This window comes from Streptomyces sp. RerS4 (genome assembly GCF_023515955.1).
GTDB lineage: Bacteria > Actinomycetota > Actinomycetes > Streptomycetales > Streptomycetaceae > Streptomyces.
In genome coordinates this window covers 3694331-3708930 of sequence record NZ_CP097322.1, presented here as the reverse complement: position 1 = coordinate 3708930, position 14600 = coordinate 3694331, and the positions used below count along the sequence as shown (strand labels likewise).

The 14600-nt window shown below is 70.3% G+C and carries 15 protein-coding genes; 7 read left to right on the top strand and 8 right to left on the bottom strand.

The annotated features are described in order from the left end of the window. Positions 1–6: 6 nt before the first annotated feature. Positions 7–657, bottom strand: coding sequence for an HAD family hydrolase (locus M4D82_RS17125; RefSeq protein ID WP_249766881.1), 651 nt, complete (start codon positions 655–657; stop codon positions 7–9). A gap of 162 nt (positions 658–819) precedes the next feature. Here M4D82_RS17125 and M4D82_RS17120 point away from each other — a divergent pair, with 162 nt between their 5' ends. The 3 genes from M4D82_RS17120 to M4D82_RS17110 all read left to right on the top strand — a co-directional run bounded on the left by M4D82_RS17120 (position 820) and on the right by M4D82_RS17110 (position 3499). Beyond that, positions 820–1719, top strand: a complete 900-nt coding sequence (locus M4D82_RS17120) for a GNAT family N-acetyltransferase (protein WP_249766880.1) — start codon at positions 820–822, stop codon at positions 1717–1719. Positions 1720–1802: 83 nt separating this feature from the next. After that, the gene (locus M4D82_RS17115) at positions 1803–2264 is read left to right on the top strand and encodes a GNAT family N-acetyltransferase (protein WP_283844486.1); all 462 of its coding nucleotides are present in this window, start codon (positions 1803–1805) and stop codon (positions 2262–2264) included. A gap of 56 nt (positions 2265–2320) precedes the next feature. Beyond that, positions 2321–3499 (top strand): winged helix DNA-binding domain-containing protein, encoded by a 1179-nt coding sequence (locus M4D82_RS17110; protein ID WP_249766879.1) that lies wholly within the window; start codon positions 2321–2323, stop codon positions 3497–3499. A gap of 93 nt (positions 3500–3592) precedes the next feature. Here the strand turns inward: M4D82_RS17110 and M4D82_RS17105 are convergent, their stop codons facing one another. Together M4D82_RS17105 and dnaB are read right to left on the bottom strand one after the other, a co-directional pair. Next, entirely contained in the window at positions 3593–4978 is a 1386-nt protein-coding gene (locus tag M4D82_RS17105; protein WP_249766878.1) for a serine hydrolase domain-containing protein, read from the bottom strand. Between the two features lie 9 nt (positions 4979–4987). Next, positions 4988–6472, bottom strand: coding sequence for a replicative DNA helicase (gene dnaB / locus M4D82_RS17100; RefSeq protein ID WP_249771896.1), 1485 nt, complete (start codon positions 6470–6472; stop codon positions 4988–4990). 440 nt (positions 6473–6912) lie between these two features. On the opposite strand from dnaB, the gene M4D82_RS17095 reads away from it, so the two are divergent. Then, entirely contained in the window at positions 6913–8250 is a 1338-nt protein-coding gene (locus M4D82_RS17095; RefSeq protein WP_249766877.1) for an MATE family efflux transporter, read from the top strand. Positions 8251–8376: 126 nt separating this feature from the next. On the opposite strand, the gene rplI is transcribed toward M4D82_RS17095, so the two are convergent. From rplI to rpsF, 4 genes are all read right to left on the bottom strand, one after another. Continuing rightward, positions 8377–8823, bottom strand: a complete 447-nt coding sequence (gene rplI, locus M4D82_RS17090; RefSeq protein ID WP_249766876.1) for a 50S ribosomal protein L9 — start codon at positions 8821–8823, stop codon at positions 8377–8379. An 18-nt stretch (positions 8824–8841) separates the two neighbouring features. Continuing rightward, complete coding sequence (gene rpsR, locus M4D82_RS17085) at positions 8842–9078, bottom strand: 30S ribosomal protein S18 (protein ID WP_005315025.1); 237 nt, start codon at positions 9076–9078, stop codon at positions 8842–8844. 43 nt (positions 9079–9121) lie between these two features. After that, entirely contained in the window at positions 9122–9712 is a 591-nt protein-coding gene (locus M4D82_RS17080; RefSeq protein WP_249766875.1) for a single-stranded DNA-binding protein, read from the bottom strand. A 72-nt stretch (positions 9713–9784) separates the two neighbouring features. Further along, entirely contained in the window at positions 9785–10075 is a 291-nt protein-coding gene (gene rpsF / locus M4D82_RS17075) for a 30S ribosomal protein S6 (protein ID WP_004950685.1), read from the bottom strand. A 250-nt stretch (positions 10076–10325) separates the two neighbouring features. On the opposite strand from rpsF, the gene M4D82_RS17070 reads away from it, so the two are divergent. The 3 genes from M4D82_RS17070 (at position 10326) to M4D82_RS17060 (ending at position 13007) form a co-directional block, all read left to right on the top strand. Further along, the gene (locus M4D82_RS17070) at positions 10326–10658 is read left to right on the top strand and encodes a hypothetical protein (protein ID WP_249766874.1); all 333 of its coding nucleotides are present in this window, start codon (positions 10326–10328) and stop codon (positions 10656–10658) included. Between the two features lie 132 nt (positions 10659–10790). Beyond that, positions 10791–11909 (top strand): lipid II:glycine glycyltransferase FemX, encoded by a 1119-nt coding sequence (locus M4D82_RS17065; RefSeq protein ID WP_249766873.1) that lies wholly within the window; start codon positions 10791–10793, stop codon positions 11907–11909. A 66-nt stretch (positions 11910–11975) separates the two neighbouring features. After that, positions 11976–13007, top strand: a complete 1032-nt coding sequence (locus M4D82_RS17060) for an alanine racemase (RefSeq protein WP_249766872.1) — start codon at positions 11976–11978, stop codon at positions 13005–13007. A 28-nt stretch (positions 13008–13035) separates the two neighbouring features. Here the strand turns inward: M4D82_RS17060 and M4D82_RS17055 are convergent, their stop codons facing one another. After that, positions 13036–14520 carry a glycosyltransferase family 87 protein gene (locus M4D82_RS17055; RefSeq protein ID WP_249766871.1) on the bottom strand — a complete coding sequence of 495 codons (1485 nt, stop codon included), beginning with the start codon at positions 14518–14520 and terminating at the stop codon, positions 13036–13038. Between the last annotated feature and the right edge of the window lie 80 nt (positions 14521–14600).

Below are 14600 nucleotides of genomic sequence, written 5' to 3'. Positions count from 1 at the left end.
TTCCCCTTAAGATGCGTCGGCTACCGGGCGTGCCACAGCGACGAGTTGGTATGCCTCGCGCAGGTCACGACCCTCGTAAACGTGGGTCGCGCGCTCCGCCAGATACGGTCGCGCGTTCACCGCCACCGATCGGGGAACCGCCTCGAAGAGGACGGCGTCGGTCAGCGAGTCTCCGTAGGCGACACAGTCGGAGCGGCCCACCCCGAACCGCGCGCACAGCCGGTCGGCGACGTCCACCTTGCCCTCGGGGGTCAGGATCCCGGCCGCCTCGACGGGCCGCGTGAAGGGGACCTCCGGGAACACCGAGCCGTGTGCGGCGTGCGCGCCCCACTCCAGCAGCAGTTCGACGAAGAAGGAGGGGGACAGGGAGATCACGGCGCAGTAGTCGCCGCGCTCACGGATCTCCGCCCAGACGTCCCGGATCCCCGAAAGCCAGGGGGAGCCGTCGAAGGCCGCCCTGACGTGTGCGGAAGTCAGGTCCGACCAGAGTTCCCGGGCCGCCATCGAGAACTGGTGCGGTCCGATCTCGCGTGCGGCGAAGGCCCGCTCCAGCTCCGCGATCTCCTCGCTCACGCCCAACTGCCGGGAGATCTCGACCGGCGCCGCCGAGCCGTACATCAGCGTTCCGTCGAGATCGAAGAGGTGCAAGAGCGTCATAGCTGCCGAGGCTAGTCCCTGTGTTTCACGTGAAACACCGTGTTTCACGTGAAACGTTCATCGGTTTCACGTGAAACGGGCACGACGTTTCACGTGAAACATCGCTCCACCGGTCTTCCAAATCCTCTGGACGCGCCCTCATCGATGATCCAGTCTGGGCCGGTGACACCACCACCGCTCATCGACCTGCCGATCCGCGCGCTGAGGATGGCCGACCTCCGTCACTGCGCCGACCTCTCCGAGGACCGTGGCTGGCCACGCGAGGACCACAAGTGGGGGCTGCTGCTCGCCGCCGGGAACGGCTACGGCATCGACGCGCCTGATGGCGAGGGGCTCGCTGCCGTCTGTGTCGTCACCCGCTACGGAGACCACCAGGTCAAACCGGATCTCGCCGCCATCGGGATGGTCCTCGTCGCCGACCGGTACGCCCGCAGGGGCTTGGGACGGCGCCTCATGACCCACGTGTGCGACGAGGTCCTCGACGGGGTCCCGCTCACGCTGCACGCCACCCCGTACGGCCGGCCGCTCTACGAGGAGCTCGGCTTCGAGACCACGGGCCGCGCGGAAATGCTCCGGGGCCACTTCCGCCCGTCGCCCGGTGACCCCGAACCTGCCGTCGGCACCGCTTCCGGCACCGTGCGACCGGCCACGGCCGAGGACCTCGTCGGAATCATCCGCCTGGACACCGAGGTGTTCGGCACCGACCGGACCCACATCATCACGCGCCTGCCCGCTTTCGTGGACCGCCTGCTGGTGGCCGAGGACGGTTCCGGGATTCTCGTCGGGTACGCGGCCGCCTGGCCCAACATGGAGACCCATGTCATCGGCCCGCTGATCGCGAAGGACACGGCGACGGCCCAGGCGCTGGTGGCCTCACTGGCCGCCCTCACCGATCGCCCCCTGCGGACCGATGTCGACGTACGCCACGAGGAGCTCCTCGCCTGGCTCAAGGAGCGCGGTCTGGCGTCGGTGGCCTTCAACGCCGTCATGACCCGTGGCCTCCCCGGCCTGCCCGGCGACTGGACCCGACGCTGGGCGCCGCTCACCGTGGCCGCAGGCTGAAACCGCCGCACTCGGCGCCGACGCCAACCACCGACACCGCAGACGCCGCAGCCGCAGCCGCAGCAGACAAGGACCACCGCAGCGTGACCCGATCCGCCGAGCCCGACATCCGTCCCGCCACCGAGGCCGATCTGCCGGAGATCGTCGCCATGCTCGCCGACGACCCGCTCGGCGCCACCCGCGAGTCGCCCGACGGCCTGACCCCCTACCGCGCGGCCCTCAAGCGCCTGACGGACGACCCCCACCAGCACGTGGTGGTCGCCGTCCGCGACGGGCGCGTCGTGGGCACCCTCCAGCTCACGATCGTTCCCGGACTGTCCCGCAAGGGCGCGACCCGCTCCATCATCGAAGGCGTACGGGTGCACGCGGACGAGCGCGGCAGCGGTCTGGGCACCCGGTTCATCGAGTGGGCCATCGAGCGGTCGCGGCAGGAGAACTGCCAACTCGTCCAACTCACCTCGGACGTCACCCGCGTCGACGCCCACCGCTTCTACGAGCGCCTGGGCTTCACCGCCTCGCACGTCGGCTTCAAGCTCCAGCTCTGACCCCCGATGTGCCCGAAGGACAGCCGGCAGTCGGTGGCCGACCTAGCATCGGGAGGGTGAGCCCCAGCCTGCCCCTCGTCACGAGCGCCGAACGGCGCCACCGCCTCGGCCGACGGCACGGCCTGGCCCCGTCGGCCCGACTGGCCACGGTCGGCCAGGCCGCGGACGCGGTCGTCGCCCTGCACGCCACGGACGCCTCGACCGTCTTCCTCTCCGCCCGAGCCCGACTGGCCGATGAGGGCGGCCCGGCGGTGATCGAGCGGGCCCTGTACGAGGAGGTCGGCCTCGTCCGCATGCTCAGCATGCGCAACACGCTCTTCGCCGTCTCCACCGAGCTCGCGCCCTACGTGGACGCGTCCACCGCCCGGAGCATCGCGGCGAAGGAGCGACGGACCCTCCTCAAGCACCTCGACGCCGACGGTCAGGGACTCGACGCCGCATGGCTGGCGGGGGTCGAGGCGGCCACCCTCGCCGCCCTCGACGCGCACGGGCCCTCGACCGGCAGCCAACTGAGCGCCGCGGTGCCCGCGCTCCGCCGGAAGATCACGATCGACCGGGGCAAGAAGTACGAGACGGAGACCGGGGTCACCACCCGGGTCATCCGGCTCCTGGCCGCCGACGGACGGATCCGCCGCGACCGGCCCCGGGGGTCGTGGACCTCCAGCCAGTACCGCTGGGTGCACACCGAACCGTGGCCCGCCCTGCCCGCCGCCGAAGCTCGGGCCGAGATCGCCCGCCGCTGGCTGCGCGCCTACGGGCCCGCCACCGAGGCCGACTTCAAATGGTGGACCGGCTGGACCCTGACCGACGTACGCAAGGCCCTCGCGGCCGTGGGCCCCGAGCAGGTCCGCCTCGACGACGGCACGACGGCCCTGGTCAGCCCGGGTGACACCAGCCCCGAACCCGCTCCGGAGCCCTGGGCCGCACTGCTGCCCGCCCTCGACCCCAGCGCCATGGGCTGGGCCCACCGGGGTTTCCACCTCGACCCCATCCACCGGCCGGCCCTCTTCGACTACGCGGGCAACATCGGCCCGACCGTGTGGTGGAACGGCCGGATCGTCGGCGGCTGGGCGCAGCGCGCCGACGGAGAGGTCGTCTGGCGGCTGCTGGAAAACCCCGGTCGCGCCGCCGAGGAGGCGATCGCCGCCGAGGCCGCCCGGCTCGCCGGCTGGGTGGGCGACGCCCGCATCACGCCGCGCTTCCGCACCCCGCTGGAACGCGAACTGATCGCCTGACCGCCGACGTCACCCTGGTCGCCATCAACCCTGGCGGCCATGACCCTGACGGCCATCACCCTGGTCGCCATCACCTCGGCATCGCCGGCGCCGTCAGCCGATGCCCCGCCAGCCCTGCGGGTCCACTCCGCCGGGCACCGGTGCGCCCTCGTCGTAGGGCTCGCGCGTGAACACGAACGACCCGAGGTCCAGGTGGCTCAGCGTGCCGTCGGCGCGACGTACGGGCCGCAGCGTCTCTCCCGCGTAATAGCCCGTCAGACCGGTCCACGTACCGTCCTCTTCGGGCCGGAAGCGGGCCTGGCGGCCGCTGGTGCCCGCCGGGCCCAGCTCCAGGGAACCGTCCGCGCGCAGGCGCAGCACATGGGCGGCGGTGCCCCAGTACCAGGTACCGCACAGCTCCAACGGCACCTCGGCATCCGCCGGGAACGGCTGCCACGGCGTGGGAAAGCGCGGTTCCGCGTCGGCGACGATCCCGATCAGGTCCGCCGCCACCGTCCCCGCGGGCACTCCGGAGGTGCAGTTCGCCAGGACCACCGCGGCCACGTCGTCGGCCTCGCTCCACCACAGCCCGGCCACGAACCCGGGCAGGGAGCCGCTGTGCCCGAACAGGCGCCGCCCTCCGGCGGTGGAGAACTGGAGGCCCAGGCCGTAGCCGAGGTCGGCGAAGCCGGGCTCGGGAGGCGCGGACGGGGTACGCATCTCCCGTACGCTCTCGGCGCTCAGCACCCGCTCGTCCCCCCGCGCGAGGAAGGCCCCGAACCGCGCCAGGTCGGTCGTCGTGGACCACAGCTGACCCGCCGCGGCCATGAGCCCCAGGTCCTCGGCCGGCTCCGGCATCATCACGTCCGCCCACGGGTGCACCGCCCAGCCGCCGGCGTGCGGGGCCTGTGGCCGGCCGCTCGTACGGTGCAGCCCCAGCGGCTCCAGCACCTCGGCGCGCAGCGCCTCCTCCCAGGGCCGGCCGCGCAGGGCCTCGACGAGCGAGCCCAGCAGCGTGTAGCCCGGGTTGGAGTAGTGGTGTCTGCGCCCCGGCGTGTGCTTGAACGGCTCCTCGCCCAGCACCTCGGCGAGCGAGGGCCGCAGGGCGGCGGAGGATCGCTCCCACCACGGTCCGGGCGTCTCGGCCGCCAATCCGCCCGTGTGGGCGAGCAGTTGGGCGATGGTCACCTCGTCGGCACCGGTTCCCGGAAGGTGCTTGCCCAGGGGGTCGGAGAGGTCCAGCAGCCCCTCGTCGCGCAGCCGCATGACCAGAACGGCCGTGAAGGTCTTGGTGATCGACCCGATCCGGTACTGGACGTTCCCGTCCGGCCCGTGGCCCTCCACCGAGGTGCGGGACCCCTCCCAGACCACCTCCCCGCCACGTACGACGGCCGCCACCAGCGAGGGGGAGCGCCCCTCGCTCTGCGCGACGGCGATCCGGTGCCGCAGCGCGCGGCGGGTGGAAGGGAGTGGTCGCAGATCTTCGGAAAGGGCATCCATGCCCGGATGCTACGTGTTGGCCATGTCCACGAACCGCGAATAGTGGCCCTGGAAGGCGACGGTGATGGTCGCCGTCGGACCGTTTCGGTGCTTGGCGACGATCAGGTCGGCCTCGCCCGCGCGGGGGGACTCCTTCTCGTACGCGTCCTCACGGTGCAGCAGGATCACCATGTCGGCGTCCTGCTCGATGGAGCCGGATTCACGCAGGTCGGAGACCATCGGCTTCTTGTCGGTGCGCTGTTCGGGGCCACGATTCAGCTGGGAGAGCGCGATCACGGGGACCTCCAGCTCCTTGGCCAGCAGCTTGAGGTTTCGGGACATGTCCGAGACCTCCTGCTGGCGGCTCTCGGGCCGGCGCGAGCCGCCTGACTGCATCAGCTGGAGGTAGTCGATGACGACGAGGGACAGGTCGTTGCGCTGCTTGAGGCGACGGCACTTGGCCCGGATCTCCATCATCGACAGGTTCGGCGAGTCGTCGATGTAGAGCGGGGCGGCCGAGACGTCGGGCATGCGGCGGGCGAGCCGGGTCCAGTCGTCGTCGGTCATGGTTCCCGAGCGCATGTGGTGCAGGGCGACTCGCGCCTCCGCCGAGAGGAGGCGCATCGCGATCTCGTTGCGGCCCATTTCGAGGGAGAAGATGACGCTCGGCAGGTTGCTCTTGATGGAGCAGGCCCGTGCGAAGTCCAGCGCGAGCGTCGACTTGCCCATGGCGGGACGGGCGGCGATGACGATCATCTGACCGGGGTGCAGGCCGTTGGTCAGGGAGTCGAGGTCTGTGAATCCGGTGGGGACACCGGACATCTGGCCGCTGCGCGAGCCGATCGCCTCGATCTCGTCGAGCGCGCCCTCCATGATGTCGCCGAGCGGCAGGTAGTCCTCGGAGGTCCGCTGCTCGGTGACGGCGTAGATCTCGGCCTGGGCGCTGTTGACGATCTCGTCGACGTCGCCGTCGGCCGCGTAACCCATTTGCGTGATCTTCGTACCGGCCGCGACCAGGCGGCGCAGAACGGCCCGCTCGTGGACGATCTCCGCGTAGTACTCGGCATTGGCCGCAGTGGGGACGGACTGCACGAGAGTGTGCAGGTACGAGGCCCCGCCGACCTTACTGATCTCCCCGCGTCGGGTCAGCTCGGCGCCGACCGTGATCGGGTCGGCCGGCTCGCCCTTGGCGTAGAGGTCGAGGATGGCCTGGTAGATCGTCTCGTGCGACGGTCGGTAGAAGTCGTGTCCCTTGAGGACCTCGACGACATCGGCGATCGCGTCCTTGGACAGCAGCATGCCACCGAGCACCGACTGCTCGGCGTCGAGGTCCTGCGGGGGGACCCGCTCGAAGCCGCCGCCGGCGCCGTCCCAGGAGCCGCCCTCGCGGCCCCGGTCGTCCTGGTCGTCGCGGCCCTGGCGACGGCCGCGGCCGTCCCCGTCGCGGCGCGAGCGGGCGGGCAGACGGTCACTGGGACCGCTGTCGGCCCAGGGGTCGTCCATGGGCTCGGGCATGCTCACCGGGCCACCTCCTCCCGTCCGCGACGCGGACCTCGCCGTGGCACTCTTTCTACGACACGGCTCCGACATTTGGGGCGCCCGAATCGGCTTGCAGCGCGTCGGGCAACGCCCAACGGTAGGGCCGCGAGCGGCGTCAGCCAATCTTGTTATCCACAGGCTGTGTGGATGAGATGTGGACGAGGGTCCCAATGCTGTGGGTAACTCGCCCGAAGCTGTGCACGGACCGGGGGACGGCGCTGTGGACAAAATCACCCGACCCACCATCACACCCCATCTGACCTGCACTTTCTGCTTTCTCAGGCCATGGGGGAGAAAAATCTTGACCAGGGTCCCGAGATCGCCTCCAACGAGGTGGGAAGAACGCCCAAGTCAGAGAGTCGGTAATGGTCACAGTGCCCTTGCGTCCATTACCTGTGGAAGATTAGATTGAGCACATGACACAGGCCCCCACAGCTGCGAAGGCTGCCCCGAGACGGCACGACCGCGAGATACTCGCCCTGGCCGTGCCGGCCTTCGCCGCCCTCGTCGCCGAACCCCTCTTCGTGATGGCCGACAGCGCCATCGTGGGCCACCTCGGCACCCCCCAGCTGGCCGGCCTGGGCATCGCCGCCGCACTCCTCGCGACCGCCGTGAGCGTCTTCGTCTTCCTGGCCTACGCCACCACCGCGGCCGTCGCGCGAAGGGTCGGCGCCGGCGACCTCCCGTCCGCCATCCGACAAGGCATGGACGGCATGTGGCTGGCGCTGCTGCTCGGCATCGGGGTCGTGACCGTCGTCCTGCCGACCGCGCCCGCGCTCATATCCCTCTTCGGCGCCTCGGACACCGTGGCCCCCTACGCGATCACCTACCTGCGGATCTCCGCCCTCGGTATCCCCGCGATGCTTGTGGTGCTCGCCGCCACCGGCGTCATACGCGGCCTCCAGGACACCCGGACGCCGCTCTACGTGGCCATCGGCGGCTTCGCCCTCAACGGCGTCCTCAACGTGGGGCTGGTCTACGGGGCGGGCCTCGGCATCGCCGGGTCCGCCTGGGGCACCGTCATCGCCCAGTGCTCCATGGCCGCCGTCTACCTCGTGGTGGTAGTCCGCGGAGCCCGGCGCCACGGGGCCTCCCTGCGGCCCGACGCTGCCGGGATCCGGGCCTGCGCCCAGGCGGGCGCGCCCCTGCTGGTCCGCACCCTGTCCCTGCGGGCCATCCTGATGATCGCGACGGCCGTGGCCGCCCGTCTCGGGGACGCCGACATCGCCGCCCACCAGATCCTGTTGTCCCTGTGGAGCCTGCTCGCCTTCGCCCTGGACGCCATCGCCATCGCCGGTCAGGCCATCATCGGCCGCTACCTGGGGGCCGGGGACACCGACGGCGCCCGCGCCGTCTGCCGGCGCATGGTCCAGTGGGGCATCGGCTCGGGAGTGGTCCTCGGACTGCTGGTGGCCCTGACCCGCCCGGTCTTCATCCCGCTGTTCACCGGTGACCCGGTGGTGAAGGACGCCCTCCTGCCCGCTCTGCTGGTCGTGGCCCTGTCCCAGCCGGTGTGCGGGGTCGTCTTCGTCCTGGACGGGGTACTGATGGGAGCCGGCGACGGCCCCTACCTCGCCCGAGCCATGCTGCTGACGCTCGCCGTGTTCGCCCCGGCCGCCCTGCTGGTCCCGACCCTGGGCGGCGGCCTGACCACCCTGTGGTGGGCGATGACGCTGATGATGCTCGTCCGGATGGTCACCCTCCAGCTGCGCGCCCGCTCCGGGCACTGGCTGGTGGCGGGCGCCACCCGCTGACCTCCCGTCCATGTTTCACGTGAAACCGCGGCCGATATGCGGGCGGATGTTTCACGTGAAACACGAAGCGACGAGCCAACGACAAAGGGCCGCACCCCGAGGGGTGCGGCCCTTCATGCGCTGCCCTTAGGCGGCGACGACCTCGATGCCCACGTTCGCGACGACCTCGGCGTGCAGACGCACGGAGACCTGGTACGAACCGAGGGTCTTGATCGGGGAGCCCAGCTCCACGCGACGCTTGTCGACCTTCGGGCCACCGGACGCCTCGATCGCCGTGGCGATGTCGGACGGCGTCACGGAGCCGAAGAGACGACCGGCGTCACCCGCGCGGGTGGCCAGACGGACCTTGACACCCTCGAGCCGGCCCTTGACCTCGTTGGCCTGCTCGATGGTCGCGATCTCGTGGATCTTGCGGGCGCGGCGGATCTGCGCCACGTCCTTCTCGCCACCCTTGGTCCAGCGGATCGCGAAACCACGCGGGACCAGGTAGTTGCGAGCGTAACCGTCCTTGACGTCGACGACATCGCCGGCGGTGCCGAGGCCAGAGACCTCGTGGGTCAGGATGATCTTCATTAGTCGGTCACCCTTTCCTTATCGCGCGGTGGACGTGTAGGGCAGCAGCGCCATCTCACGGCTGTTCTTGACGGCCGTGGCGACGTCACGCTGGTGCTGCGTGCAGTTGCCGGTAACGCGGCGGGCACGGATCTTGCCGCGGTCGGAAATGAACTTCCGCAGCATGTTCGTGTCCTTGTAGTCCACGTACGCGGTCTTGTCCTTGCAGAACGCGCAGACCTTCTTCTTAGGCTTGCGCACAGGCGGCTTCGCCATTGTGTCTCTCCTGTGTGATCAAGAAGTGGGGATACGGGCTGCCCTAGAAGGGCGGCTCGTCCGAGTAGCCACCGCCGGAACCGCCGGAGCTTCCGCCCCAGCCGCCCCCGCCGCCCTGCTGCTGGCCGCCGGCCGGCGCGCTGGACGCCCACGGGTCGTCGGAGGGAGCTCCGCCACCCTGGGGGGCGCCGCCGCTGGGGGCTCCGCCCCAGCCACCGCCGCCGCCACCCTGCTGCTGACCTCCGCCGTATCCACCCTGGCCGCCGCGACCGGTGGTCTTGGCGACCTTGGCCGTGGCGTTCTTCAGGCTGGGGCCGACTTCCTCGACGTCCAGCTCGTAGACCGTGCGCTTGACACCCTCACGGTCCTCGTACGACCGCTGCTTCAGGCGGCCCTGCACGATGACGCGCATGCCCCGCTGAAGGGACTCGGCGACGTTCTCCGCCGCCTGACGCCAGACCGAGCAGGTCAGGAACAGGCCTTCGCCGTCCTTCCACTCATTGGTCTGCTTGTCGAAGATGCGGGGAGTGGACGCGACACGGAACTTCGCGACCGCCGCACCCGAGGGGGTGAAGCGCAGCTCGGGGTCGTCGACGAGATTGCCGACGACCGTGATGACGGTCTCGCCTGCCATGGATGAACCTCTCGGCGGGGATTGCTGCTGGGCTGCTGTGCTACTCGGTCCCGATTACCGCTGAACCGAAGTTCAGTGGGTCTCGGGGCGAAGGACCTTGGTCCGGAGAACCGACTCGTTCAGGTTCATCTGTCGGTCAAGCTCCTTGACGACCGCGGGCTCGGCCTGCAGGTCGATGACCGAGTAGATGCCCTCGGGCTTCTTCTTGATCTCGTAAGCGAGACGACGACGGCCCCAGGTGTCGACCTTCTCGACCTTTCCGTTGCCCTCACGGACGACGGAAAGGAAGTTCTCGATCAGCGGGGAGACAGCGCGCTCCTCGAGATCGGGGTCGAGGATGACCATCACTTCGTAGTGACGCATGTGGAACCCACCTCCTTTGGACTCAGCGGCCACGGTCGTTCCGTGGCAGGAGGGTCGTGATGCGTACCGCACGGCGTCCGAGAACAGACACCGCGCAGACCGTACAGAGTACCCGCTCGGCTCCTTCCGGTTGAAATCCGTCCGGGAAGGGCCGCAATCTGTACCCATCGGGTGTGCTCGGTGCTACGCCCCGACCCCCGTCGGGACGGCCCCGCAGCACCGCTCTGCGTCAGCCAGGAGGTGCCTTCCGATGGCACAGGCAATGCATGGCCAGTCCCCCTCCCAGCCGCCCCCGGCGATCTCCCTCCTCTCCACCGACGGCAAGCCCCATCCGCTCCAGGACGCGCTGCTGGCCGTCACCCTGGTCCTCGGGGCCGTGGCGTTCGTCACTGCGTTCTTCCACAACCTGCATCTGCTGACCTCGTGGACCGGGCTGATCGGGATCCTGACCGGGGCCTACGGACAGTTCATCTCCGAGACGACACGCGAGCGCTTCGCACTGATCATCGGCCTTGGTGCGTCTGCCCTCGGCTTCTTCCTCGGCATGGCGCACGGCGGTCTCTTCGGCGGCTGGCTGGGCTGACCGGGTGATCTCCCCGACGGGGCGCCGGCCGACCGTCGGCCGGCGCTACGGCCCGTCCCCCAGATGGGTGGCGCCCCCGTCGCAGTAGGCTTCGCGCCATAGCCAGCGAAGCCGCCGGAGGAGACACCCCGCATGAGCCTGTCCCTGAGCACCATCAGCCGAGAGCAGCATCTGGCATACCTCCAGAGCCTGCCCTCGGCTAGCCACTGCCAGGTCCCGGCATGGGCCGACGTCAAGAACGAGTGGCGCTCGGAGAACCTCGGATGGTTCGACAAGTCCGGTGAACTCGTCGGCGCCGCGCTCGTGTTGTACCGCCAGCTGCCCAAGGTGAAGCGCTACCTCGCGTACCTCCCCGAGGGGCCCGTCATCAACTGGTTCGCCCCGAATCTGGAGGAGTGGCTCCAGCCGATGCTGGCCCACCTCAAGAACCAGGGCGCCTTCACCGTGAAGATGGGTCCGCCCGTCGTCATCCGCCGCTGGAACGCCGCCGCCATCAAGTCCGGCATCCAGGACCCGGACGTCAAGCGCCTGCGTGACGTGGAGGCTTCGGTCATCGAGCCCCGCGCCTTCGAGGTGTCCGACAAGCTGCGCCGCATGGGCTGGCAGCAGGCCGAGGACGGCGGCGCCGGCTTCGGCGACGTCCAGCCGCGCTACGTCTTCCAGGTGCCGCTGGCGAACCGTTCGCTGGACGACGTCCTCAAGGGCTTCAACCAGCTGTGGCGCCGCAACATCAAGAAGGCCGAGAAGGCAGGCGTCGAGGTCGTCCAGGGCGGCTACGAGGACCTGCCGACCTGGCAGCACCTGTACGAGATCACCGCCGAGCGCGACAAGTTCCGCCCGCGCCCTCTCAGTTACTTCCAGCGCCAGTGGACGGCCCTCAACTCCGAGGACCCCAACCGGATGCGCCTGTACATCGCGAAGCACGAGGGGGAGCCGCTGGCCGCCGCCACGATGCTCACCGTCGGCCAGCACGTCTGGTACTCCTACGGCGCCTCGGCCAACCACAAGCGCGAGGTCCGTCCCTCGAACGCGATGCAGTGGCGCATGCTGCGCGACTCCTACGCGCTCGGCGCCGCCGTCTACGACCTGCGCGGCATCAGTGACACCCTGGACGAGAACGATCACCTGTTCGGCCTGATCCAGTTCAAGGTCGGCACGGGCGGCGAGGCCGTCGAGTACGTCGGCGAGTGGGACTTCCCGCTCAACAAGATGCTGCACAAGGCGCTCGACATCTACATGTCGCGCCGCTGACCCACCCCACCCCACACACCGCACCGGCTGCACCACGCAGCTTTCCGAGAGAGGCTCCGGACGGGCATGGCGCTCACGCTCTACGTCGACACCGCGCGCTGGCGTGCGCACCAGAAGCAGGTCACCGACCAGTTCCCCGGACTGATCCCGGTCTGCAAGGGCAACGGCTACGGCTTCGGCCACGAGCGGCTGTGCGAGGAGGCGACCCGCATGGGCGCCGACATCCTGGCCGTGGGGACGACGTACGAAGCGGCCAGCATCAAGGACTGGTTCGGCGGTGACCTGCTCGTCCTCACCCCGTTCCGGCGCGGTGAGGACCCGGTGCCGCTGCCGGACCGGGTGATCCGCTCGGTCTCCTCGGTGGACGGGGTACGCGGCCTGGTGGGCGCGCGCGTGGTCATCGAGTGCATGAGCTCGATGCGCCGCCACGGCGTCTCGGAGCAGGACCTGGGCCTGCTCCAGTCGGCGATCGAGGACGTCCGGCTGGAGGGCTTCGCCCTGCACCTGCCGCTGGACCGCCCGGACGGCTCGGACGCCGTCGAGGAGGTCATCGGCTGGATGGACCGGCTGCGCGCGGCCCGGCTGCCGCTGCACACCATGTTCGTCAGCCACCTGCGGGCCGAGGAACTGGCGCGGCTCCAGCAGCAGTTCCCGCAGACCCGCTTCCGGGCCCGTATCGGCACCCGGCTGTGGCTGGGCGACCACGACGCGACGCAGTACCGCGGCTCGGTCCTGGACGTCACCCGGGTGTCCAAGGGGGACCGGTTCGGCTACCGCCAGCAGAAGGCGGCCTCGGACGGCTGGCTGGTGGTCGTCGCGGGCGGCACCTCCCACGGGGTGGGCCTGGAGGCCCCCAAGGCCCTGCACGGGGTGATGCCGCGCGCCAAGGGCGTCGCCCGTGCCGGCCTGGCCACCGTCAACCGCAACCTGTCGCCCTTCGTGTGGGCGGGCAAGCAGCGGTGGTTCGCGGAGCCGCCGCACATGCAGGTGTCGATCCTGTTCGTGCCCTCGGACGCCACCGAGCCGAAGGTCGGCGACGAGCTGGTGGCGCACCTGCGGCACACCACCACCCAGTTCGACCGGGTGCTCGACGCCTGAGTCCGCCGGCGGGCCGTCGCCCGGCCCGTCAGCGGCCGGGGTCCACGCCCCAGTCGACCCGCTGTCCCTCGGGAGGCGCCGTGTACTGCGGCGCCTTTCGTGTTTCCGACAGGGTGAAGACGTCCTCGGCGCCGTCCAGGACGCCGCCGGAGGGGTCGTCCGCGCCGCCCTGCCGTACGACGTCCCGTTCGGGCATCAGGATGTCCCGCACCACGACGGCGCACAGGTAGAGCGTCGCCAGGAGGTGGGCGGCGATCGCCAGCTGGTAGCCCTCCACGGGCAGGCCCTGGTGCTTGTCGCCGCTGGAGGTGTAGGCGAGGTAGAACCAGATCCCGAGGTAGTAGAGGACCTCGCCGGCCTGCCAGATCAGGAAGTCGCGCCAGCGGGGGCGGGCGAGCGCGGCGAGCGGGATGAGCCAGAGCACGTACTGCGGCGAGTACACCTTGTTGGCCAGGATGAACGCGGCCACCACCAGGAACGCCAGTTGGGCGAAGCGGGGGCGGCGCGGGGCCGTCAGGGTGAGCAGCCCGATGGCCAGGCAGAGCAGCAGCGTGAGGCCTGTGGCGTAGGTGTTGGCCCCCTCCAGGGGGTTGCCGGTGCGCTGTGAGATCAGCAGCCAGACGGAACCGAAGTCGATGGGCCGTTCCTGGCTGAAGACGTAGAACCGCTTCCAGCCGTCCCAGGCGACGTACATGACCGGCAGGTTGACCGCGAGCCAGGCGACGACGGCCCCGAGCACGGCGGCGCCGAAGGCACGCCACTTGCCCGCCCGCCAGCAGAGCACGAACAGGACGCCGAGGAGCAGGGCGGGATAGAGCTTGGCCGCGGTGGCCAGGCCGATGGCGACACCGGCGAGGCCGGGCCGGCCACGCGACCACATCAGCATGGCGACGGCGGTGAGGGCGACGGCCGGCAGGTCCCAGTTGATGGTCGCGTTGAGCGCGAAGGCGGGGGCCAGGGCCAGGAGCAGGGCGTCCCAGGGCCGGTTGCGGTGGGTACGGGCGACGCAGACGGCGATGACGGCGGCGCACACCATCAGCATGCCCGCGTTGACCATCCAGTACATCTGCTCACGGTGCTGGATGCTGCCGGAGGACGGGGTCAGCCAGGAGGCGACCTGCATGAAGGCGCCGGTGAGCACCGGATACTCCAGGTACTGCATGCCGCCGTACTTCGGGTCCTGCGCGATGTCGGGGAACTTGTCGACGTAGGGCGTGAGTCCGTCGGCGAAGCCCCGGGCGGAGTACAGGTGCGGGATGTCGGAGTAGCAGGCGTGGGTGTACTGCGAGGCGGCGCCGCGGAACCAGGCCCAGTCGTAGCAGGGCACCTTCTGCGCCATGCCGAGCGCGAACATGCCGAGGAGGACGAGGGCCACGACGCGGACGGGGTTCAGCCAGTGGCCGCCCAGTCGGGCGTGGCGGCCGATCGGGCCGCCGATGATCTCGCTGCCGGCCGCCGCGACCTCGTCCTGCTGCGTGGGCAGTACGGGCCGGTCCTCGTGCACCTGGGTCATGCGCTCATCCTGCCGTACCGCACCGGACACGAGCGAGGGCCGTCGCGGGGGTGCGACGGCCCTCTTCGGGTGGGTACGGC